The 26842-nt window shown below is 71.5% G+C and carries 1 protein-coding gene; it reads left to right on the forward strand.

Annotated features, from left to right (window positions below):
- Positions 1-85 precede the first annotated feature (85 nt).
- Positions 86-26803 (forward strand): non-ribosomal peptide synthase/polyketide synthase, encoded by a 26718-nt coding sequence (locus I1A62_RS35725; protein ID WP_219456943.1) that lies wholly within the window; start codon positions 86-88, stop codon positions 26801-26803.
- Positions 26804-26842: the final 39 nt, after the last annotated feature.

A 26842-nucleotide genomic window follows, 5' to 3' on the forward strand; every position in this document is an offset into this window, starting at 1 on the left:
CAGTGCCCTGGACCCGGAACGCCGCGCGGGCGGATACTCGAAAGAGTGCGTCCGTCCTGGTTGGGCGGGGCGAGGTCGAGTTCTAGTGTGCCCTGGACAAGGTGAAGGACCCGTTCCAGGGGCGGGGGATACGCGCCGCCCCGCGGACCTGCGCGTCCCGGGACAGCGATCGGACGGTTCCGCCCCGGACGGCGGCGAACCGATTCCGCTGTCGGCGGCGCAGCGGGCCACCTGGTTCGCACAGCAACTGGAACCGCGGGTCCCGATCTTCATCGCCCAGTACGTCGAGTTCCGCGGTGCGCTGGACATGGACCTGTTGCGGCAGGAGACGGTGGAGGCGGCCCGCGAATTCGAATCGCCGTTCCTGAAGGTCTACGACGTCGACGGCCGCCCGCTGCAGTACGTGGACCATCGGACGGACACGTCGATCGCGTACGTCGACTTCCGCGCCGAAGAGGATCCTATGGCGGCGGCGCACGAATGGATGGAGCGTGACTACGTCACGCCGATCGACCTGAGCGCAGACCGGCTGGTGGAGACGTCGATCCTGCAGACCGGGGACGCGCACTTCCTGTGGTACAGCAGGATTCACCACGTCGCCCTCGACGGCTACGGTGCGATGACGATGTTGCGCCGCATCGCGCACCGGTACTCCGCGAAAGTCGCGGGCCGCGAACCGGATCCGAACAGGGCGGTCAGCCTGCGGCAGTTGTACGACATCGACAGCCGGTACCGCGCCTCGGACCGTTTCCTGACCGACCGCGAGTACTGGGCGGAGCGGGTCGCCGGGGTCGAGGGCACCACACTGGCGCGGACGGCGGGACACGTGTCGGCCGCCAGCACGGTGGAGAGTGCCGTCCTCTCCGACGACGTGGTGGCCGTTCTCGATTCCCGCGACAGCCCGTCGGCGGCGACCATCATCGCGGCCGCGGCGTGCTACCTGGCGCGCCGCACCGGCAGAACCGATGTGCTGGTGACCATCCCGGTGTCGGCGCGCACGACGGCGGTGCTGCGCAATTCCGGCGGCATGCTCGTCAACGTCGCTCCGATGCCCGTCCGCGTCCGGGCCGAGGACACCGTCGCGGACCTGATCGAGCAGGTCCAGCGTGAGCTGGTCGCGGCACTGCGGCACCAGCGGTGCAGCCTCGACGACATCCGACGTGACGCCGGCGACACCGCATCGACGGAGTTGTACGGGCCGATGGTGAACGTCATGTTGTTCCGCCAGGAGGTGGCGCTGGGTTCGCTGGTGGGCGACTTCCACATCGTCACCTCGGGTCCGGTGGAGGACCTGCTGATCAACGTGTACCAGAGCGGCACGCCCACCAGGATCTTCGTCGACTTCCGTGCGAACCCCAGCCGCTACGAGCGTGGCGAACTGCGGGAACACCATCGGCAGTTCGTGGAGTTGCTCGCGGAACTGGCCACCGCGAACCCGGCGTCCCGGGTGGGCGACATCCACGAGGAAAGCGCCCGCATCGGGGAACGGTTGCTGGGCGAGGCCCGGGAAGTCGAGTACTGGCGCCGGCGACTGGATGGGTTGCCCGACCTCCTGCCGTTGCCCACCGACCGGCGCCGGCCCGCCAGGCTGTCGCCGGAGAGCGACCGGGTCACCGTGGTGGTGTCTGCGGAGTTGCACCGCCGGGTGGCCGCGCTGGCCGAAGACGCGGGCACCGCCGGCCGCACGGTGTTCCTCACCGCTCTGTCGATCCTGCTCGGCCGGGTCACCGGGAGCAGCGACATCGCAGTCGGGACGGCAGCGGACGTGGGTGACCGCACGGACACCGTGGTGGTGCGTTCGGGGTACGCGGGCGAGGTGTCGTGCCGCGACTACCTGGCTCACGTCCGGGACGTCGCCGCGGAGGCGTTGTCGCACATCGGGGTTCCGTTCGACCGTCTGGTGCGGGAACTTGGCGTGTCGGTGTCGGAGGCGTACGCGCCGATCGTCCAGGTGCTGCTCGACACCCGGCCCGCCGGCTCCCCGGATGCGGAGTTCCCCGGCCTCGACCTGTGCGTGTCCGTGACGGAAGCGGTCGGCGAGTCGGGGGGACCGGCCGGGGCCACCGTCGAATTCGGTTTCGCCGCAGACCTGTTCGACGCCCACACCATCCGGGTGGCGGCCGAACGGTACCTGCGCATCCTCGGTGCGATGACGGCCGGGCCGGACGTTCCGGTCGGTGACATCGAGATCCTGTCCGTGGCCGAACGTTCCGCGTTGACACCGGTCCGGGGCCTGCCTGCCCGGTCAGAGCGCACCCTGCCCGGCCTGTTCGCCGATGCCGCGGCACTGGATCCGGCGGCGACGGCCCTGACCCGGCAGGGCGAAGAATTGTCCTACCGCGAGCTGGACCGGTGGTCGACGCAGGTCGCGCGGATCCTGATCGACCAGGGTGTGGGACCGGAATCGTTCGTCGCGCTGGCGTTGCCGCGGTCGTTCAGGTCGGTGGCGTCCGTCTGGGCGGTCGCGAAGACGGGGGCGGCGTTCGTGCCGGTGGACCCGAACTACCCGGCCGACCGGATCGACTACATGCTTGCCGATTCGGGTGTGGTGCTCGGTCTGACGGAGCAGTCGGTGCGCGGCCGCCTGCACGATTCGATTCCGTGGTGCGTGCTGGACGATCCGGACTTCCACGCCGAGTGCGCCGCCCGCCCGGACAATCCGCTGACCGACTCGGACCGCATTCGGCCCCTGCACCTCGACAATGCCGCGTACCTGATCTACACGTCCGGTTCGACGGGGCAGCCGAAGGGCGTCACCGTCACCCACCGCGGGCTGGACAACTTCGCCGCCGATCAGCAGGAGCGGTTCGGCGCCACCAGATCGTCTCGAACGCTGCATTTCTCGACCCCCAGCTTCGACGCATCCGTGTTCGAATACCTGCAGGCCTTCGGGGTGGGCGCGACCATGGTGGTGGTGCCGCCGACCGCGTACGGCGGCGCCGAACTGGCCGACCTGCTGCGGTCGGAGCGCGTCACGCACGGCTTCGTCACCACCGCGGCGCTGGGAACGATCCCGCCCGATTCGCTCGGCGACTTCCTCGACGTGGTCGTGGGCGGCGAGGCCTGCCCGCCCGACCTCGTCGCCCGTTGGGCGCCGGACCGCCGGCTGCACAACGCGTACGGTCCGACCGAGACCACGATCATGGCGAACATCAGCGCACCGATGACCCCCGGTGACCCCATCACGCTGGGTGGGCCGCTCCGGGGCGTCGAGGAAATGGTGCTCGACGCCCGGCTCCATCCGGTACCCGTCGGGGTACCGGGTGAGCTGTACATCGCCGGTGCCGGGGTGGCGCGGGGCTATCACCGCCGCCCGGGTCTCACCGCGGCGCGGTTCGTCGCCGACCCGTACGGCCGGGGCCGGATGTACCGCACCGGCGACGTGGTGCGGTGGCGGCCCGACCACACGCTCGAGTACTTGCGGCGCAGCGATTTCCAGGTGAAGGTCCGAGGGTTCCGCATCGAGCTCGGTGAGATCGACGCGATGCTGCAGACGCATCCGGACGTGCGACTGGCCGTCACCATCGGCAGGCCGGGACCGTCCGGGGACACGGTCCTGGTGTCCTACGTCGTCCCGGCTCCGGGCAGGCCGATCGTGACGTCGGAACTACTGCGGCAGGTGCGGAACCGGTTGCCGGCGTACATGGTTCCCTCGGTGATCGTGGTGCTGGACGAGATCCCGCTGAACCCGGTCGGGAAGCTGGACCGCGCGGCGCTGCCGGAGCCGCGGTTCCTGTCCGCGGCGGCCGAGTTCAAGGCGCCTGCCGACCCGGTCGAGGAGGCGATCGCCGAGGTGTTCACCGAGGTCCTCGGCGTCGAGCGGATCAGTGTCGACGACAGCTTCTTCGACCTCGGCGGCAACTCTCTCGTCGCGACGCGGGTGATCGCCCGGGTCAACGCGGCCCTCGGTTCGGACGTGGGGGTGCGCGCGCTGTTCGAGGCTCCGACCGCCGAACTGCTGGCCGCGCACGTCCGCCGGGCGGGCACGGAACTCGTGGACCGGCCACCCCTGACCGTCGGGGAGCGGCCCGAGCGGGTTCCGCTGTCGCTGGCGCAGCAGCGGATGTGGTTCATCAACCAGTTCGACACGTCGTCGGTGGCGTACAACATCCCGATGGCCGTGCGGCTCATCGGACCCCTGGACGCGGATACGCTGCGGGCCGCGGTGGGGGACGTGATCGAGCGGCACGAGTCGCTGCGCACCAAGTACCCCGCGTCGGAGGACGGGCCGTACCAGGTGGTCGTCGACACCGCGGACGTCGTTCCCGACCTCACCCCCCAGGTCGACGGCGACGAGTCGCTGCACGACCGGATCGCGACCCTCCTCGAGGGCGGGTTCGACGTGAGCGCGAAGGTCCCGCTGCGCGCGGCCCTGTTGTGGACCGGCCCGGACGAACACGTGCTCGTGATCGTGGTGCACCACATCGCCGCCGACGGGGCGTCGCTCGCGCCGCTGGCCCGCGACCTGATCGTCGCCTACTCGGCGCGCCGGTCCGGGACCCTGCCGAGCTGGGAGCCGCTGCCCGTGCAGTACGCCGACTTCAGCGTGTGGCAGCGTCGCCTGCTCGGCAGTGCCGAGGACCCGGACAGCCTCATGTCCCGGCAATTGCAGTACTGGCGCGAAATGCTGGCCGACCTCCCGGAAGTCAGCGCGCTCCCGCTCGACCGGAACCGGCCGGTCACCCGCTCGCTCGCGGGGGCGACCGCGGCGTTCCCAATCGATTCCGGCCTGCACCGGAAACTGCTCCTCCTCGCACGCGAGCACAACGCGACGCTGTTCATGGTGATGCACGCGGCGCTCGCCGTGCTGCTGTCGCGGATGACCGGATCGGGGGACGTCGCCATCGGCACCCCGATCGCGGGTCGCGGCGAGGCGGCGCTGGACGACCTGGTGGGGATGTTCGTCAACACGCTGGTGCTGCGGACTCCGGTGGAGCCGGGTGAGGTGTTCACCGACGTGCTGGCGCGGGCCCGAGACACGGATCTGGGCGCGTTCGGGCATACGGACGTCCCGTTCGAGAGCGTTGTCGACGAGCTTGCTCCGGGCCGGTCGACGTCCCACTCGCCGCTGTTCCAGGTGCTGCTCGAATTCCAGAACACCGTGCGTGCCCACCTCGAACTGCCGGGCCTGACCGTCGAAGCCGTCGACGTAGACCCGGGGGTGGCCAAATTCGACCTCCAGCTGTCGCTCGCCGAATACCACGACGAGAAGGGCACCGCCGCCGGGATGTCGGCCGCCTTCCTGTACGCGACGGACGTGTTCGACCGGTCGTCGGTGGAGGGGTTCGGGGAACGCTTCGTCCGGGTGCTGCGGGCGGTGGTCGACGACCCGGCGGTGGTGGTGGGGGACATCCCGGTTCTCGGTGCAGTCGAGCGCGACCTGGTGCTGGACCGCTGGAACCGTAAGGGTGTCGCCGCCGACGCGCAGACGGTGGTCGAGTTGTTCGCGCGGGTGGCCTCGGCGACCCCGGACGCCACCGCGATCGTGTGCGGCGACGAGACGCTGACCTACGGCCAACTGGACGAGCGGTCGAACCGGTTGGCCCGGTTGCTGATCGCCGAGGGTGTGGGCACCGAGTCGCTGGTCGCGGTGATGGTCGATCGCACGCCTGCCCTCGTGGTGACGTTGCTGGCGGTGCTCGCGGCCGGCGGCGGGTACGTCCCGGTCGACACCAGCTATCCCGCCGAGCGGGTGGCGGCGATGTTCGAGGACGCGCAGCCCGTCTGCGCCGTGGTGAGCGCGGAATTCGCCTCGTCGGCCCCGGCCGGACTGCCGGTGGTGGTGGTCGACGATCCGGCGACGGTCCGTGCGGTCGCGGAACTGCCCGGGTTGCCGGTCACCGACTCGGACCGGCTGCGGCCGCTGTGGGGCGACGCCGTCGCGTACGTCATCTTCACGTCGGGATCGACGGGGCGGCCGAAGGGCGTCCAGGTGTCGCATCGGTGCGTCGTCGCGCTGCTGGCCAACACCCGGGACCTGTTCGGGTTCGATTCGTCCGACGTGTGGACGCTGTTCCACTCGTACGCCTTCGACTTCTCCGTCTGGGAACTGTGGGGTGCGCTCGTCCACGGCGGCCGGCTGGTGCTGGTCGACTACTTCACCGCACGCTCGCCGGACACGTTCCTCGAACTGCTCCGCCGGGAACGGGTGACGGTGCTGAACCAGACGCCGACGGCGTTCTACCAGCTGACGGAGGCGGATCGCGCGGCGAGCGCCGTCGAGGACGGCGACGCAACGCCACTGTCGTTGCGGCACGTGATCTTCGGCGGCGAGGCCCTCGACGTCGGGCAACTCGAGAAGTGGTACACCCGGCACGACGACCGCGCCCCCGTGCTGGTGAACATGTACGGCATCACCGAGACCACCGTGCACGTCAGCTACCTCGCCCTCGACCGGGCGCTGGCCGCGTCCGTGTCCGGCTCGGTCATCGGCGGCGGACTCCCCGGACTGCGCGTCTACGTCCTCGACGACCGGCTGCATCCGGTGCCGCCCGGGGTGGTGGGCGAGCTGTACGTGTCCGGCGACCAGGTGACCCGCGGCTACATCGGGCGGCAGGGGCTGACCGCGACGCGGTTCGTCGCCGACCCGTTCGACCACCGCCGGGCCGGGACGCGCATGTACCGGTCGGGCGACATCGTGAAGTGGGGTGCGGGCGGGCGGCTCGAGTACGTGGGGCGCAGCGACTTCCAGGTGCAGCTGCGCGGATTCCGGGTGGAACTCGGCGAAGTGGAGGCCGCCCTCGCCGCGTGCGCCGGTGTGGCGCAGTCGGTGGTCGTGGTGCGCGGCGACGAGCGGGACGGCGACCGGCTGGTGGGTTACGTGGTCCCGGAGGCCGGCGCGGACGTCGACGCGGCGGCCGTTCTCGCCGCGGTCGGGGCGAGCGTGCCGTCGTACATGGTGCCCGCCGCGGTGGTGGTGATCGACGCCCTGCCCCTCACCGTCAACGGCAAGCTCGACCGGAAATCGCTGCCGGACGCCGACTTCGGCACGGCGACGGTGGGATTCGTCGCCCCGCGCAACCCGGTGGAGGAGATCGTCGCCGCCGTGTTCGCCGACCTCCTCGGCATCGTCCGGGTGGGGGCGAACGACAGCTTCTTCGCGCTCGGCGGGAACTCCCTGACCGCGACCCGGCTCGTCGCCCGCATCAACGCGGCGGTCGGCGACCGCCTCGGCGTGCGGGACGTGTTCGACGCCCCGACCGTCGCCGGGCTCGCCGCCCGCGCCGAGGCCGGGGAATCCCGGGCGGACTCCCGGCCTGCGCCCGCCCCACGGGATCCGTCGCGGGAGGTCCCCGTGTCACTCGCGCAGCAGCGGATGTGGTTCGCCAACCAATTCGACACGGCCAGTGCGGCATACAACGTCGCGATCGCGCTCCGCCTTACCGGAACACTCGACGTGGCTGCGTTGCAGGCGGCGGTCACCGACGTCGTCGAACGCCACGAATCCCTTCGCACCGTCTTCCCGCTCACCGACAGCGGCCCGCGGCAGGTGATCCTGCCGCCGGAGTCCGTGGCGCCTGATCTCACACCGCACGCCGTCGCGCCGTCGGACGTCGACGCGGAACTCCACCGCCTGCTCTCCGCGGGATTCGACGTGACGACGGAGGCGCCGCTGCGGGCCCGGCTGTTCGCGGCCGGCGAGCACGAGCACGTGCTGGCGGTGGTGGTGCATCACATCGCGGCGGACGGTTTCTCGATGGTCCCGCTCGCCCGCGACGTCCTGTCGGCGTACACGGCCCGCGCCCACGGTGTGGCACCCGACTGGACCCCGCTGCCCGTCCAGTACGCCGATTACACACTCTGGCAACGGGACCGGCTCGGCGACGAGCACGACGAGGAGTCGCCGCTCGCCCGCCAACTCACGTACTGGACCGCAACTCTCGCCGACATCCCCGACGTGCTGGAACTGCCCACGGACCGGCCACGCCCGGCCGCCCGCACCCTCGGCGCGGGCCGCGTCGAGTTCGGGATCGACCCCGACCTCCACCACGGTGTCGTGCAGGTGGCGCGCAGGCACGGGTCGACCGTGTTCATGGCGCTGCACGCCGCACTGGCGGTCCTGCTGTCGCGGCTGAGCGCGTCGGACGACGTCGCCGTCGGCACACCGATCGCCGGCCGCGGCGAGGCCGAACTCGACGACCTGGTCGGAATGTTCGTGAACACCCTCGTGCTCCGCACCCACGTCGACGGCTCGAGCACGTTCACCGAACTGCTCGCGCAGGTCCGCGACACCGACCTCGGCGCGTTCACGCACGCGGACGTCCCGTTCGAACGCGTCGTGGAGAGCCTGCGCCCCTCCCGGTCGACGGAGTACTCACCGCTGTTCCAGGTCATGCTCGAATTCCAGAACACCGAGCGCCCCGAGCTGGAGCTGCCCGGTCTCCACGTCGAACCCCTCGACCTCGCGTTCGACACGATCAACTTCGACCTCCAGCTGACCCTGCGGGAGAACGTCGACGCCGACGGTCGTCCCGCCGGGATCAGCGCGGCGCTGGGATACGCCACCGACATCTTCGACGAGGACACGGTGGCCGCGTTCGCCGAGCGCCTGGTCCGGATCCTGGGCGCCGTCACCGACTCGCCGGACGCCCCGGTCGGCGACGTCGACGTCCTCGGCGCCGGCGAGCGGACCGCCCTGACGCCGGTGAGCGGGGGCCCCGGCGTGCCGGCGCGGACGCTGCCGCAGTTGCTGACGGCCGCCGCCGCGGACCCGGATGCCGCGGCACTGGTCTTCGACGGACACCGGGTGCCCTACCGCGATCTCGACGAACGGTCGGACCGGCTCGCCCGGCTCCTGATCGGGCGCGGCATCGGCCCGGAACAGGTGGTGGCGCTGGCCTTGCCGCGGTCGATCGAATCCGTGCTGGCCGTCTGGTCGGTGGCCAAGGCCGGGGCCGCGTTCCTGCCGGTCGACCCGAACCATCCGGCCGAGCGCATCGAGTACATGCTCGGCGATTCGGGCGCCGTCGCCGGTCTCACCACGGCCGCGGTGCGGTCCGCCCTGCCCGCGTCGATCCCGTGGCTGCTGCTCGATGACCCCGGCACCGACGCCGAACTGTCACTGTTCCCGGCGACGCCGGTGACCGACACCGACCGCGCGGCGGCCCTGCACGTCGACCACCCCGCGTACGTGATCTACACATCGGGATCGACCGGCAGGCCGAAGGGCGTCGTGACCACACACCGCGGTCTGGCGAATTTCGCTGCGGCGGAGCAGGACACGTTCGGCACCACGGCGGCGTCCCGGACCCTGCACTTCGCGTCGCCGAGCTTCGACGCCTCGGTACTCGAACTGATGCTGGCGACCGGGCCGGGCGCGACGATGGTGATCGTGTCCCCGTCCGTCTATGGCGGCGAGGATTTGGCGGACCTGCTGCGGCGCGAGCGGGTCACGCACTGCTTCGTCACGCCGGCGGCGCTCGCCTCCGTCGATCCCGCCGGCCTCGAGAGCGTGCGGTGCGTGGTGACCGGAGGCGAGGCCTGCCCGCCGGAACTGGTGGCACGCTGGGCGCCGGGCCGGACCATGTTCGACGCCTACGGTCCGACCGAGTCGACGGTGGTGTCGAGCATCAGCACCCCGCTGGCGCCGGGCGAACCGGTCACGATCGGCGCCCCGACACTCGGGTTCACCGAGACCGTCCTCGACGCGCGACTGCACCCGGCACCGGCAGGGGTGGCCGGGGAGCTGTACCTCGCGGGCCCCGCGCTCGCGCGCGGCTATCACGGCAGGCACGCCCTCACCGCGGAACGCTTCGTGGCCAACCCGTTCGGGCCGCCGGGCAGCCGGATGTACCGGACCGGCGACCTCGTGCGCTGGACGGCGGACGGGCAACTCGACTACCTCGGGCGCACCGATTTCCAGGTGAAGATCCGCGGATTCCGCATCGAACTCGGCGAGGTGGAGTCGGCGCTGCTCGCCCACGAGAACGTGGCGGCGGCGGTCGCGGACGTGCGCCGGGACGGACACTCCGGCCCGCGGCTGATCGGGTACGTCGTCCCCGAACCCGGCGCGGCCGTCGATCCGGGCGAGATCCTGCAGTTCGCGGGCACCCGGCTCGCGTCGTACATGGTGCCCGCCGCCGTTCTGGTGATCGCCGCGCTCCCGGTGACGGTGCACGGCAAGATCGACCGAAAGGCACTGCCGGAACCGGACTTCGGCGTCACCGTCACCGACAGCCGGCCGCCGCGGACCGAGACGGAGGCGCTGCTCGCCGGCCTGTTCCGGGACGTTCTGGGCCTCGCCGCGGTGGGCGTCGACGACTCGTTCTTCGCGCTGGGCGGCGACAGCATCATGTCGATCCAACTGGTGGCCCGCGCGAAGGCCGCCGGACTGATCCTCTCCCCGCGAGACGTGTTCGAGCGCCGGACCGTCGCCGGTCTCGCCGAGGTGGCCCACCACGAACGCGCCGATGCCGTGGTGCTGGAGGAACTTCCCGGCGGCGGAATCGGCCCGGTGCCGCTGACCCCCGTCGTCGCGTGGATGCTCGACCGCAGCGGCGGCAGGCTGGACCGGTTCTCCCAGTCGGTGCCGGTCACCGCACCACGCGGCCTCACCCGCGAGGATCTCGCCGCCGCCGTCGACGCCGTGCTGGACCGTCACGACATGCTCCGCGCGCGACTCGCCGCCGACGACGCGGGACGGTGGGCGATGACGGTGCTGCCGACCGGATCGGTGCGGGCCGACGCGCTGATCCACCGCGTGCCCGTGACGTCGTTCCACGTCGGCGACTTCGCTGCGGTCGCGAGGGCGGAACTGAACGCGGCGGCCGACCGGCTGGACCCGGCCGCGGCCAGCATGGTGCAGGTGCTCTGGTTCGACGGCCCGGACGGGTTGGGGCGCCTGCTGCTGGTCGCGCATCATCTCGTCGTCGACGGCGTGTCCTGGCGGATCCTGATCGCGGATCTCGCGGCCGCCCACACCCGCGTCGCCGAGGGTCTGCCCGCCGCTCTGCCCGCGGTCGGGACGTCGATGCGGCGATGGTCGCACGGGCTCACCGATGCCGCGCGGTCCCGGCACGCCGAAGGCGCACTGTGGCAGTCGATCCTGGACGGACCCGATCCGCTTCTCGGCTCCCGGCCGCTGGATCCGGCCGTCGACGTCGACGCCACGACGGGCCGCGTCGTCGTGGACGTGCCCACCGGCGTCACCGACGCACTCCTCACCACGCTGCCCGCCGCGTTCCACGGCGCCGTCGGCGACGGCCTGCTCACCGCCCTCACTCTGGCGATGATCCGGTGGCGGCGGCACCGCGGGATCGACACGGCCGACGTGCTGATCAACCTCGAGGGCCACGGCCGCGAAGACCACGTCGTGCCCGGCGCCGACCTGTCCCGCACCGTCGGATGGTTCACTACCCTCTTCCCGGCACGACTCGACCTCACCGGCATCGACGTCGACGCCGCACTCGCCGCCGACCATTCGGCCGGGGCCGCGATCAACAGCGACGACGCGGCCGGGGCCGCGATCAAGGCCGTCAAGGAACAACTGCTCGCCATCCCCGATCACGGCATCGGGTACGGCATGCTGCGGTACCTGGACCCCGGCGACTCCGCAGGACTGCGCCGATTCCGGCCGCCGCAGCTGAGTTTCAACTACCTCGGCCGGGTGGCGACGAACGCAGGCGACGTGCCCTGGTTGCCGGTCGCGGACAGCGGGGACCTCGGCGGGACGCAGAACCACGACATGCCTGCCGCCTGGGTCGTGGACGTCAACGCCGCGACCACGGTCCGGGACGGGGCGCCGGTGCTGACGGCGACGTGGTCGTACCCCACCGGTGTACTGGCAGCCGGGGATGTGGAAGAGCTTGCCGCACTGTGGGTGCGGGCGCTCACCGCACTCGCCGAGCATGCGGGCACCCCGGGCGCGGGCGGGCTGACCCCGTCGGATCTCGACCTGGTGTCCGTCGGGCAGGCCGACATCGACCGGCTGGAGCGCACGTACCCGGACCTCGCCGACATCTGGCCGCTGTCCCCGCTGCAGGCGGGTCTGCTGTTCCACGCGCAACTGTCCGAGCATCGCCTCGACGCCTATCAGGTGCAGTTGGTCCTCGACCTGCGCGGCACCGTCGACCCGGCGAGGCTGCGCCGCGCCGCGCAGGGTCTGCTGGACCGGCACGCGAATCTCCGGGTGGCGTTCGCCGACACCGGCAACGGTCCGGTGCAGGTGGTACTCGATTCGGCGATCGCGCCGTGGACCGACGTCGATGTCTCAGACCTCGACGACACCGCGTTCCTGGCCGCCGACCGCGCCGTCCCGTTCGAGATGTCCGAGGCGCCGCTGCTCCGATTCACGTTGCTGCGCAACGCACCCGACCGGCACCGGCTGGTCCTCACCCACCACCACATCCTCCTCGACGGCTGGTCGACGCCGCTGGTGATCAAGGACCTGCTCGTCCTGTACGCCACGGACGGCGACCCGACCGCCCTGCCCCGCGTCACGCCCTACCGCGACTACCTGCAGTGGATCGGCAGGCAGGACCACGAACGGTCCACGGCCGCCTGGGTGTCCGCCCTCGCCGGCGCGGACGAGCCGACGTTCGTGGCGCCCGCGGCGCACGGCGAACAGTCCTTCGCCGAACCCGAGGACGTGCGCCTCGAGGTGGGCGAGGAGAAGACCCGCGCGCTCGAGGCCCTCGCGCGCGAGCGCGGACTGACGATGAACACCCTCGTCCAGGTGGCGTGGGGGCTGGTGCTGACCACGCTCGGCACCCGGGAGGACGTGACGTTCGGTGCCACCGTGTCCGGCCGCCCACCGGCGGTCCAGGGCATCGAGTCGATGGTCGGGCTGTTCATCAACACGGTGCCCGTCCGGTTGCGCCTGCGCCGGGAGGAAACGCTCGCCGAACTGCTGCAGCGCTTCCAGCGCGAACAATCGGCTCTGCTCGATCACCACTACCTGGGACTCACCGAGATCCAGCGCGCCGTCGGGGAGGGAGCCGCGTTCGACACGCTCACCGTGTTCGAGTCGTATCCGGTCGACCGGATGGGGCTGTCGGAAGACACCGACATTAGCGGCATGCACGTCGCCGGGATCGAGGGGATCGACTCGACCCACTATCCGTTCACTCTGATGGCGCACGTCGACACGGCACTGCACCTGCGACTGCGATACCAGCCGAACGTCTTCGGCAGCGAGTTCGCGGAGTCGGTGGCCGCCCGTGTCGCACGGGTCGTGCAGATCCTGCTGTCCGACATCGACACCCCGCTCGCGCACCTGACGCTGTTGTCGGAGGCCGAACTCGAGGAGTACACCGCAGTGTGCGGCGCCCCCGCCGGGCCGCCGAGGACGCTGCCCGAGCTCCTCACGGCCTCTGCCGGGAACCGGCCGGACGCGTCCGCGTTCGTCTTCGACGGACAGGGGACGAGCTACCGGGAACTCGACGAGCGGTCGAGCGCGCTGGCCCGCGTGCTGATCGAACGGGGTGCCGGGCCGGAGACGTTCGTGGCGCTCGGGCTGCCCCGATCACCGGAATCGGTGCCCGCGGTGTGGGCGGTCGCCAAGACCGGAGCCGCGTTCGTGCCCGTCGACCCGACCTATCCCGCCGACCGCATCGAGAACATGCTGGCCGATTCCGGTGCGGCACTGGGGGTGACGACGTCGGCGCACCGGCGCCGGCTGCCCGGCTCCGTGCCGTGGCTGGTGCTGGACGATCCGGACTTCGAGCGCACCTGGTCCGCCGCCTCCCCGGCCCGTGTCACCGACCTGGACCGCCGGTCGGTACTCGACGTCGACCACGCCGCCTACGCGATCTACACGTCCGGGTCCACCGGCAGGCCGAAGGGTGTCGTGGTCACGCACCGCGGTCTGGCGAACCTGCTCACCGAGCAGACCGAGCACTACACCGTGTCGTCGGATTCCCGCTGCCTGCACATCTGTTCACCCAGCTTCGACGTGGCGATCCTCGAACTCGTCCAGTCGTGCGCGGCGGGGGCGACGCTCGTGATCGCGCCCCCCGACGTCTACGGCGGTGCGGAACTCGCGGACCTGCTGCGCCGCGAACGGGTCACCCACGCCTGCATCACCCCGGCCGTGCTGGCCACCGTGGAGCGCGACGGCATCGAGCACCTCGAGGCGCTCGTCGTGGCCGGCGACGCCGTCGGCGACGAACTGGTGGCCACGTGGGGCGCCGACCGGGCGATGTTCAACGGCTACGGCCCCACCGAGGCGACCGTCCTCACCACCTTCAGCGCACCGATGGCGCCGGGAGAACCGGTCACGATCGGGAGCCCCGTCCGTGGCATCGCACTGTCCGTCCTCGACGCCCGGCTGCAGCCCGTCCCGGCCGGGGTGCCCGGCGAGTTGTACATCGCGGGAACGGCTCTGGCCCGCGGGTACCACCGGCGGGCGGCGCTCACCGCGGAGCGGTTCGTCGCCAACCCCCACGGCCGTGGCCGGATGTACCGCACGGGCGACGTCGTGCGGTGGCGTCGCGACCACACCCTCGAGTACCTCGGGCGCAGCGACTTCCAGGTGAAGATCCGCGGTCAGCGTGTGGAACTGGGGGAGATCGATTCCGTGCTCACCACCCACCCGCACCTCGACTTCGCCGCGACCCTCGGCAGGCCGGGCCCGCTGGGGGACACGGCGCTCGTGTCGTACGTCCTGCCGCACGACGGCGAGGAGGTGGCGGCGCCGGACGTGCTCGCGTTCGCGGGCCGCATCCTGCCCAAGTACATGGTGCCCGCGGCCGTGGTGGTTCTCGACGAGATCCCGCTGACTCCTGTCGGCAAACTGGACCGGAAGGCGCTGCCGGCACCGGAATTCGTCACGGCGACGCTCGGGTACAGGGCGCCCACCACGCCGGTCGAGGAGGCCGTCGCGGACGTGTTCGCCGAGGTGCTCGGCGCCCCGCGGGTCGGTGCGGACGACAGCTTCTTCGACCTCGGCGGCGACTCGCTCAGCGCCACCCGGGCCGTCGCGCGCATCAACTCCGCCCTCGACGCCGGGATCGGGGTGGCCGCACTGTTCGACGCGCCCGTGGTGGCCGATCTGGCGGTCCGGATCGATTCGGCCGCGTCGACGAGGACGCCGTCGGTGTCGCTCGCCGCCGGGCCGCGACCCGACCGGATACCGCTGTCGCTGGCGCAGCAGCGGATGTGGTTCGTCAACCAGTTCGACACGTCCTCGCCCGCCTACAACATCCCGATCGCCCTGCGGCTGACCGGCGCCCTCGATCGCGCCGCCCTGCACGCGGCGGTCGGCGACGTCGTGGAGCGGCAGGAATCGCTGCGCACCGTGTTCCCCGGGTCGGTCGACGGACCGCACCAGGTGATCGTCGATCCCCGGCCGGCGACCCCCGGCCTCGACCCGGTGCCCGTGTCCGGGGACCGTGCACTGCGGGACGCCGTCGCGGCACTGGTCGGAACGGGTTTCGACGTGAGCGACGAGATCCCGTTCCGTGCCCGGCTGTTCGCACTGGAACCCGAGCAGCACGTCCTCGCCATCGTCGTGCACCACATCGCCGCCGACGGGTTCTCGATGCTGCCGCTGGCCCGCGACGTCATGCTCGCGTACACCGCCCGGACCGTGGGGGAGACACCCGGGTGGACCCCGCTGCCGGTGCAGTACGCCGACTACAGCGTGTGGCAGCGGGACGTCCTCGGAGCGGTGGACGATCCGGGCTCGGTGATGTCGAGGCAACTGGGCTACTGGACGGACACGCTGTCCGGTGCGCCCGAGGTGCTGCAGATCCCGGTCGACCGGCCTCGCCCCGCCCAGCGGTCGTACCGCGGGGACGTCGTCGAGTTCGACGTACCGGCGCGACTGCACCGGGCGCTGAACACGATCGCGGCCCAGCACAATTCGACCCTGTTCATGGCGGTGCACGCGGCGTTCGCCGTGCTGCTGTCGCGGTTGTCGGGCACCGGCGACGTCACGATGGGGACGCCGGTCGCCGGCCGCGGGCAGGCGGCACTCGACGACGTGGTCGGCATGTTCGTCAACACCCTCGTCCTGCGGACGGTGGTGGACCCGCGGGCGTCGTTCGGTGAGGTCCTGACCGCGGTCCGGGCCGCGGATCTCGGCGCGTTCGAGCACGCGGACATCCCGTTCGAGCGGCTCGTCGACCACCTCGCCCCCGAGCGGTCCACGTCGCACACCCCGCTGTTCCAGGTGCTCATCGAATTCCGGAACGCGGAAGGCACCCACCTCGAGCTGCCGGGACTCACCGTCGACTCGCTCGACGTGGACCTTCGTGTCGCGAAATTCGACCTGGAACTGAGCGTCGCCGAACAGGTCGACGAGGACGGCGCACCCGCCGGACTCGCCGCCGGGTTGCGGTTCGCGACGGACGTGCTCGACCGCGACACGGTGACCCGGTTCGCGGAACGGTTCCTGCGGGTGCTCGACTCGATCGCCGCGGCCGGAGCGATCCCGGTGGGGGACATCGACATCCTGGACCCGGCGGAGCGGGAGTCGGTGCTGCCCGCGCTCGCCGAACCGGTCGGAGCGCACGCGACGCTGGTGGAACTCTTCGAGCGGGCGGCGCAGCGGTCCTACGACGCGACGGCCGTCGTCTGCGAGGGCGCGTCGCTCACGTACGAAGAACTGGACACCCGGGCGAATCGCCTGGCGCGGTTGCTGATCGCGCGCGGCGCGGGCCCGGAGACCCTGGTGGCCGTCGCCGCCGCACGGTCGGTGGACCTGGTGGTGTCGCTGCTCGCGGTGGTGAAATCGGGGGCAGGCTATGTGCCCGTCGACGTCACGTATCCGGAAGAGCGGCTCGCGTACGTGTTCGCCGACGCCCGGCCGGTATGCGTGCTGACCACCGAGGCCGAATCCGGCGCCGTCCGGGCGAGCGGGATCCCCGCCGTCCTCGTCGACAGCCCGGAGACGGTGGCAGACCTCGACCGCACGTCGCCGCTGCCGGTGACCGATGGCGATCGGAGCGGACCCCTGCACCCCGACTCGGTGGCGTACGTCATCTACACCTCCGGCTCGACGGGTCAGCCGAAAGGCGTTCAGGTGTCGCACCGCAACGTGGCCACCCTGTTCGCGCACACGCAGCCGCTGTTCGGTTTCGACGCCTCCGACGTGTGGACCATGTTCCACTCGGCGGCGTTCGACTTCTCCGTCTGGGAGTTGTGGGGTGCGCTGCTCCACGGCGGCAGGCTGGTGGTGGTCGACTACTTCACCACCCGCTCGCCCGACGCGTTCCTGCGACTGCTGCGCGACGAGAACGTCACCGTCCTGAATCAGACCCCCACCGCCTTCTACCAACTCGCCGAGGCGGACCGGGTGGCCGGCGGCACCGAACTGGCCCTGCGCGTCGTGGTGTTCGGCGGCGAGGCCCTCGACCTGGGGCAGCTCACCCGCTGGTACACGCGACACGGAGACACCGTCCCGGCGCTGGTGAACATGTACGGCATCACCGAAACCACCGTGCACGTCAGCCACCTGCCGCTGGACGGGGAACTCGCCGCGTCCGCGTCGGCGTCCGTGATCGGCCGGGCCCTGCCCGGACTGCGCGTGCACGTGCTCGATTCCCGTCTGCACCCGGTGCCGCAGGGAGTGGTCGGCGAACTCTACGTGTCCGGCGCGCAGGTGTCCCGCGGCTACCTGGGCCGGTTCGCGCTCACGTCGACCCGGTTCGTGGCCGACCCGTACACCCCCGGATCGCGGATGTACCGGTCCGGCGACCTCGGCCGGTGGAACGGAGACGGGCAGCTGGACTATCTGGGCCGCAACGACTTCCAGGTTCAGGTCAAGGGATTCCGCATCGAACTCGGCGAGGTGGAGTCGGCGCTCCTCGCCTGCGACGGTGTGGCGCAGTCGGTGGTGCTGGCGCGGAACGAGCGCTTGGTGGGCTACGTGGTGCCCGAGGCGGGCCGGGTGCTGGACCCCGCCGGGATCGTCGACACGGTCGGGGGCCGGCTGGCGGCGCACATGGTGCCCGCCGCCGTAGTGGTGCTCGACGCCCTGCCCCTCACCGTGAACGGCAAACTCGACCGCCGGGCGCTCCCCGAACCGGACTACGGTCGGCAGGTGTCGCTCGGCCGCGCACCGGCGACGGAGACGGAGCGGATCCTCGCCGGCCTGTTCGCCGAGGTCCTCGGCCTCGACACGGTGGGCGTCGACGATTCGTTCTTCGCGGTCGGCGGCGACTCGATCATGTCGATCCAGCTGGTCACCCGGGCGAAGGCGTCCGGGGTGGTCATCACCCCGCGGGACGTGTTCGAACGCAAGACGGTGGCCGCGCTCGCGGAGGTCGCCACGTCGGGGGAGGAGACGATCACCCTCGAGGAGTTGCCCGGCGGCGGCGTCGGCGAGTTCCCGCTGACCCCGATCGTGCGCTGGATGCTGGGCCGGGACGGCGATTTCCGGCGGTACTCGCAGGCCGCGCTGTTCACGACCCCCGCCGAACTCGACGAGGACACGTTGACCGCGGCGATGCAGGCCGTCCTGGACCGGCACGACATGCTGCGCGCGCGCCTGTACCGCAGCGACCGCTGGATCATGGCGACCGCGCCGCCGGGGTGGGTGCGGGCGACCGAGGTGGTGCGCACGGTGCCGCTCGCCGCCGCGGACTCGTTCGCCGACGCCGCGTCCCGCGAATTGGACGCCGCCGCAGGCCGCCTCGACCCGGAGTCGGGTGTGATGGTGCAGGCGGTGTGGTTCGCGAGCACCGGAGAATCCGCGACGGGGCGGTTACTGATCGTCGCCCATCACGTGGTGGTCGACGGGGTGTCGTGGCGCATCCTCGTCCCCGATCTCGCCCTCGCCTGCGCCCGCGTGCTGTCCGGTGAGGCGCACGTCCTGCCCGACACCGGAACGTCGATGCGCACATGGGCGCACGCTCTCACCGACGTCGCGCAGGAACGTTCCCGCGCAGCCGAACTCGGCCTGTGGCGGCGGATGCTCGACACCCCCGACCCGCCGCTGGGGTCGCGGCCGCTGACGCCTGCCGACATCCAGACCTCCGACGTCGAGGTCCAGGTACCCGTCGCCGTCACCGAGACCTTGCTGACTTCGCTCCCGCAGGCGTTCCACGGGAACGTGGCGGACGGGTTGCTGACGGCGCTGGCGCTGGCGCTCGTCCGGTGGCGACGCGACCGCGGGATCGAGTCGTCCGCCGCGCTCGTGAACCTCGAAGGACACGGTCGGGAGGAACACGTGGTCCCCGGCGCCGATCTGGCGCGCACGGTCGGCTGGTTCACCACGATCTTCCCGGTGAGCCTCGACCTGGACCGTGTGGACGTGGCGGACGCGTTTGCCGCGGGCCCCGCCGCCGGCGACGCGGTCAAGGCGGTGAAGGAGCGGCTGCACTCGATCCCCGACCACGGCATCGGGTTCGGGCTCCTCCGGTACCTCGACGACGACACGGCCCGGGAACTGTCGGCGCAGGCGAGTCCGCAGGTGAGTTTCAACTACCTCGGCAGGCTCGGGGCGGGCACCGCCCCCGGCGGCGACTGGATGCCCGTCTCCGACGCGGGACTCGCCGCCGCCGCGCACTCCGGGTTGCCCGCGGCGGCCGTCGTCGACGTCAACGCCAGAACCACCGACACCGCCGCCGGCCCGGTACTCACGGCGACCTGGTCGTTCCCCGTCGGGGTGATCGCGGCGGAGGACGTCGGCGAACTCGCGCGGCTGTGGGTGCGGGCGCTGGAGGCCCTGTCCGAGCACACGAGGTCCGGTGGCGGCGGCTTCACCCCGTCCGACCTGAACCTCGTCCGACTCGGCCAGAGCGCGATCGACGACCTCGAACGCCGGTACCCGGCGATGACCGACGTCTGGCCGTTGTCGCCGTTGCAGGCGGGCATGCTGTTCCACGCCGAACTGGCCGACGAGTCGGTGGACGCCTATCTCGTCCAGCTGATTCTGGACCTCGCCGGCGACGTCGACGCGGCACGGTTGCGCCGGGCCGCAGGTGCGCTCCTCGACCGTCACCCGAACCTGCGCAGCGCGTTCTGCCACGACGCCGACGGCGGAGCCGTGCAGATCGTCTCCGGCCTGGTCACCGTGCCCTGGCGGGAGATCGACCTGAGCGGGCTGGACGGGGACGCGGCGGAAACCGAGATCGAGCGACTGCTGGCCGCCGACCGGACAACCCCCTTCGACATGGCCACCGCACCGCTGATCCGGTTCCTGCTGGTGTGGACGGCAGGCGGCCGCTGCCGACTGGTGTCGACGAACCACCACATCCTGCTAGACGGCTGGTCGATGCCGCTGATGATCCGGGAACTGCTCACGCTGTACGCCACGGACGGCGACCCCTCGCCGCTGCCCCGCGTGCGGGACTACCGCGACTACCTGGCGTGGATGAGCGGGCGCGACACGGGCCTGTCCGCGCGGGCCTGGGCGGACGCCCTGGACGGGGTCGAGGAACCGACGCTGCTGATCCCCGCGGACCGGGCGCGGCAATTGTCGGCCGTGTCGCGGGAGTGGGTGTTCGACCTCGACGAGGACCGGACCGACCGGCTGCGCGAATCCGCGCGCACCCGCGGGCTCACGCTCAACAGCATCCTGCAGACGGCGTGGGGCATCGTGCTGGGAACGCTCACCGGACGCGACGACGTCGTGTTCGGTGCCACCGTGTCCGGCAGACCGCCGGAACTCGCCGGCATCGAGACGATGGTCGGGCTGTTCATCAACACCGTGCCGGTGCGCGTCACGCTGCGCCCCGACGAGACGCTCGGCGCGTTGCTGGAGCGGGTGCAGGCCGAGCAGGCGGCGATGCTCGACCACCACTACACCGGTCTCGCCGAGATCCGGGACGCCGCCGGCCCCGGCGCCGGGTTCGACACGCTCACCGTGTTCGAGTCGTACCCGGTGGACCGGGCCGGGCTGTCGGAAGACACCGACATCGCCGGGCTCCGCGTCACCGGCGTCGACGCCCGCGACGCCGCCCACTACCCGCTGAGCCTCGTCGCGTCCGCGGCGGCGAGCCTGCACCTGAAGTTCGAGTACATCCCCGACCTGTTCGCCCCCGGAGAGGTCGAGGACATCGCCGACCGGGTGGTGCGGGTGCTCGACGCCTGCGCCGGACCCGATGTGCCGCTGGCCCGGTTGCCGCTGCTCACCGAGCGGGAACAGATGGAACTGGTGCCGGTCCGCGGTGGCCCGGCCGGGTCCGTCCGCACTCTCGCGCAGATCTTCACCGCGGCCGCCGCCGTCGACCCGGAAGCGGTCGCCCTGTCGTCCGGCGACGTCGAGGTGTCGTACCGGGAGCTGGACGAGCGGTCCACCCGGCTCGCGCGTGCCCTGATCGGTCGCGGCCTCGGACCGGAAATATCGGTGGCCGTGGGTATTCCGCGTTCGATCGAGTCCGTGCTGTGCGTGTGGGCGGTGGCCAAGGCCGGGGCCGTGTTCGTGCCCGTCGACCCGAACTATCCCGACGAACGCATCGCGCACATGCTCACCGACTCGGAATGCGCACTCGGACTGACGACGTCCGAGCATCGCGTCCGGCTGCCCGGCAGCATGCGCTGGCTCGTCCTCGACGACCCCGCGTTCGACACCGAGTGCGCGGCCGGTTCCGCGGCACCGGTCGACGACGGCGACCGCACGGCGCCGGTCACGCTCGACTCCGCCGCGTACGTCGTCTACACGTCGGGCTCCACCGGAATGCCGAAGGGCGTCACCGTGACGCACCGCGGCCTGGACAACTTCGCCCGTGACCAACTCGCCCGCCTCGGGGCGGACCGGAAGTCCCGGACGCTGCACTTCTCGACGCCGAGCTTCGACGGATCCGTGTTCGAATACCTTCAGGCGTTCGGTGCCGCGGCGACGATGGTGATCGCGCCGCCCACCGTGTTCGGCGGCGACGAACTCGCCCAGCTGATCCGCGACCGGCGGGTCACGCACGCGTTCGTCACCACCGCGGCGCTCGCATCCCTCGACCCCGCCGGGCTGGATCTGTTCGCCGACGTCGTGGTCGGCGGCGAGGCCTGCCCACCGGAACTCGTGTCCCGGTGGGCGCCGGGCCGCCGGTTGCACAACGGGTACGGACCGACCGAGACCACGGTCATGTCCAACATCAGCGATCCTCTGACCCCGGGGGAGCGCATCACCATCGGCGGACCGATCCGCGGGGTCACGGAACTGGTGCTGAATTCGCGGTTGCAGCCGGTTCCGGCCGGGGTTCCGGGGGAGTTGTACCTCGCAGGCGCGGGACTGGCGCGCGGCTACCACCGCCGCCCCGGGCTCACCGCGACGCGGTTCGTGGCCGACCCGTGCCGTCCCGGCGAGCGGATGTACCGCACCGGCGACGTCGTGCGCTGGACCGCCGGGCGCACCATCGAATACCTGGGCCGCAGCGACTTCCAGGTGAAGGTCCGCGGATTCCGCATCGAACTCGGCGAGATCGACACGACGCTCGCGGCGGTCCCCGGCGTCCGGTTCGCGGTCACGGTCGCCTACCGCGGCCCCGCCGGCGACACCCTCCTCGCGTCCTATGTCGTGCCCGCCCCGGGGCACACCCTCGACACCGGCGACCTCACCCGCACTCTCGCGAGCAGGCTGCCCGCCCACATGGTTCCGTCGTCGATCACCGTCCTGGACGAGATCCCGCTGAACGCCGTCGGCAAGTTCGACCGCAAGGCCCTGCCCACCCCCGAATTCGACGTCGGCGCTGGAGAATACCGGGCACCCGCCGACCCGGTGCAGGAGACGGTGGCCGACGTCTTCGCGGAGGTGCTCGGACTGGACCGGGTCAGCGCGGACGCCGGATTCTTCGACCTCGGCGGCAACTCGCTGAGCGCCACCCGCGCGGTGGCCCGCCTGCGCGCCGCGCTCGGCACCGACATCGGCGTGCGGGCGTTGTTCGAGGCGCCCACCGTGGAGGCGTTCGCCGCGCGCATCGAGCACGCGGGAGCGGGCCCGTCCGGCCGTCCCGCGCTGACCGCCGGGGACCGCCCGGGCCGCATCCCGCTGTCCTACGCCCAGCAGCGCATATGGTTCATCAACCAGTTCGACACGAGTTCGCCCGCCTACAACATCCCGATGGTCGTGCGGCTCACCGGCGACCTCGACGTGGACGCGCTGAGGCTGGCGGTCACGGACGTCGTGACCAGACACGAGTCGCTGCGCACCCGATTCCCGCTCCGCGACGGCGAACCGGTGCAGGAGATCCTCCCGCTGGCGGCGCCGATGCCTCCGCCGACCGCGGTCGCGGACGACAGCCGGCTCCGGGAAGAACTCACCCGGCTCGTGTCGGCCGGCTTCGACGTCGCCGCCGCGGTCCCGCTGCGCATCGCCCTGTTCACGCTCGACCGGACCACACGGGTCCTCGCCGTCGTGGTGCACCACATCTCGGCCGACGGCTTCTCGATGGCGCCGCTGGTGCGGGATGTGATGGTGGCGTATGAATCCCGAGCCCACGGTCGCGCTCCCGCATGGACACCGCTACCGGTCCAGTACGCCGACTACACACTGTGGCAGCGCAGGCTGCTGGGTTCGGAGGACGACCCCGGGTCGCTGATCTCGCGGCAGCTGTCCTACTGGGAGTCCGCGCTCGCCGGGCTGCCGGAACTCCTCGAACTGCCCACCGACCGCCGGCGTCCCGCACAACAGTCGTTCCACGGCGACCGGGTGGGCTTCACGATCGACGCGGGGCTGCACGAGCGGATCCGGGCGGCGGCCCGCGAGCACCGGTCCACCGAGTTCATGATCGTGCACGCCGCACTCGCCATCCTGCTCGGGCGGCTCGGCGGCACGAGCGACGTGGCGATCGGCACCCCGATCGCCGGCCGCGGTGAGGCGGCGCTCGACGACCTCGTCGGCATGTTCGTCGGCACGCTGGCCCTGCGCACCGCGATCGAGGCGGGGCAGCCGTTCCGCGACCTGCTCGCGCAGGTCCGCGACGCCGATCTCGGTGCCTTCGCGCACGCCGACCTGCCCTTCGAACGGGTGGTGGACGCAGTCGGCCCGGTGCGCTCGACCGCCCACTCGCCGCTCTTCCAGGTGTCGCTCGAATTCCAGAACACCGACAATCCCGCGCTGCGGTTGCCCGGGCTGAGCGTCGAGGGACTCGATCCCGACCTCGCCGTCGTCAAGGTGGACCTCGAGGTGATCCTCGACGAGCGGTTCGACACCGACGGCGCCCCGGCGGGCATGACGGGTGCGATCGACTACGCGACCGACCTGTTCGACGCCGACACGGTGACGGGTTTCGCGGAACGGTTCGTGCGCATCCTCGACTCCGTCACCGCCGAACCCGGCATCCCGGTCGGCGACATCGAGATCCTCGGCACCGACGAGGTCGCGGCGCTCACGCCGGCGCGCGGAGCACCCGACGCGCCGAACCTTCTGCTGCCGGACCTGCTGACGGCCGCGGTCCGACTCGACCCGGGCGCCGACGCGTTGTCGTACCGGGGCCGGGTGATCACGTACCGCGAACTCGACGAGACGTCGAACCGGCTGGCGCGCCGGCTGATCGAGGCCGGTGCGGGACCGGGAACCACTGTCGCGCTGAGCCTGTCGAGGTCGATCGAATCGGTGCTGTCGGTGTGGGCCGTCGCCCGGGCGGGCGCCGCGTTCCTGCCCGTCGACCCCGGGTATCCGCCCGACCGGATCGAGCACATGCTCACCGACTCGGGTGCGGTGTCGGGCGTGACCGTCCGGGAACACCGAGATCGGCTGCCCGCCGCCGTGACCTGGATCGTGCTCGACGACGTCCGGGACGCCGACCGGATCCGTATGCAGTCGCCGGACCCCGTCACCGACGCGGACCGGACCGCACCGCTCCACGAATCGCATCCCGCGTATCTCATCTACACGTCCGGATCCACGGGCGTCCCCAAGGGAGTGGCCGTCACGCACCGCGGCCTGGCGAACCTTGCCGCGGAGGAACGGGACCGTCTCGCCGTCACCCGAGGCTCGCGGGTGCTGCACTTCGCGTCGCCGAGTTTCGACGCGTCTGTCTTCGAACTCGTCATGGCGTTCTGCGCGGGTGCGACGCTGGTCATCGCGCCCCCCACGATCTACGGCGGCGCCGAATTGGCCGCGCTGCTGAGCGACGAGCGGGTGTCCCACGGATTCGTCACCCCGACCGCACTGGCGTCGATGGACCCGCTGGGCTTCGAGTCGCTGCGGACGCTGGTCGTGGCCGGTGAGGCCTGCCCACCCGAACTCGTCGCGCGATGGGCGCCCGGCCGCCGGATGTTCAACGCCTACGGGCCGACCGAGACGACGATCATGTCGAACATCAGCGACGCGCTGGTGCCGGGCGACCCGATCACACTCGGCGCACCCACCCGCGGCGTCGCGGAGGTGGTGCTCGATTCCCGGCTGCGCCCGGTGCCGGTCGGTGTGGTCGGTGAGTTGTACGTCTCGGGGCGCGCCCTGGCCTCCGGGTATCACCGCCGGTGCGGTCTGACGGCGTCCCGTTTCGTGGCCGCCCCCTGGGGCGCCCCCGGCGACCGGATGTACCGCACGGGCGACGTGGTGCGGTGGCGCCGCGACGGCACGCTCGAATACGTCGGGCGCAGCGACTTCCAGGTGAAGATCCGCGGGTTCCGCATCGAGCCCGGCGAGATCGACGCCGTCCTCACCGCCCACCCCGGCGTCGGGTTCGCCGTCACGATCGGCCGGGACGGGCCGGCCGGGGAACCGCTGCTCGTCTCCTACGTCCGGCCGGTCGGCGGCGCGGACGTCGACACCGCGGAACTCTCCCGCCTCGTCGGTGAACGGCTGCCGTCCCACATGGTGCCCGCCGCGATCGTCGTGCTCGACCGGATCCCGCTGACGCCGGTGGGCAAGCTGGATCGCGCCGCGCTGCCCGCTCCCGAGTTCCTCTCGGGCACCCGCTTCCGGCCGCCCGCCACCGACCTCGAGGCGGCGATCGTGGACGTGTTCGCCGAGGTGCTCGGTGTGGACCGGGTCGGGGCCGACGACAACTTCTTCGAGAGGAGCGGCAACTCCCTGCTCGCCACGAAGGCGGTCGCCGCCTTGCAGGAGCGACTCGATCGGAAGATCCCGTTGCAGTGGATGTTCCTCGATCCCACCCCGTCCGGCCTCGCCCGCAGGATCGCACTGCCGTCGGCGGAGGGCGCAGTGACGGAGGCGCTGGCGGTGGTGATTCCGCTGCGCACCGAGGGCACCGGACGACCGCTGTTCTGCGTTCACCCGGGAATAGGGCTGTCCTGGGGGTACGCGGGCCTCGTCCGGTATCTGCCCGCCGACCGCCGCGCGTACGGTCTGCAACTGCCCACGATCAGCGGGGACGGCGAATACCGGTCGATCGAGCAACTCGCGCACCGGTACGTCGAGGAGATGAAGGCCATTCAGCTGGAGGGACCGTACGACCTGCTCGGCTGGTCGCTGGGCGGGGTCATCGCCCACGCGATGGCCGTCGAACTCCAGCGGGCAGGCGACGACGTCGCGACCCTCGCCGTCATGGACAGCTACCCCGACAACGGCGAGGACCCGCTGTTCGGGAAACTCGACATGCGGGATCTGCTCCGCGGGCTGGGCCTCGTCGTCGCCACCGACGGCGAACTCACGTACGAACGGGCCGCGCAACTGCTCAACGAATCGTGGGGTAGCGACTCCGGACTGCGCGGAGAACACCTCGAGCGGATCAACGCCGGATACGAGAATTCGCGGGAACTCGTCCACCGGTTCGAGCCGCAGGTCTACGACGGTGAGCTGCTGATCTTCCCCGCGACCGGCGAAGACGACGGCACCACCCGCGCCCGGTCGGCGGACGAGTGGCGGCCGCTGGTGACCGGCCGGATCATCGAGCATCCGGTGGACTGCGGGCACAACGACATGATCGAGCCGCAGTCCCTCGCCGTCATCGGCCCGGTGCTGTCGAGGTATCTGGACGCCGATCGGACCCCGAGCCGCGACGACCGAATCGGCTGAATGCGGCCACGCCGCTGTGCGACGATGGGGTCTGTGCGC

The sequence above is a fragment of the Rhodococcus sp. USK10 genome, from assembly GCF_019378875.1.
GTDB lineage: Bacteria > Actinomycetota > Actinomycetes > Mycobacteriales > Mycobacteriaceae > Rhodococcus_F > Rhodococcus_F pseudokoreensis.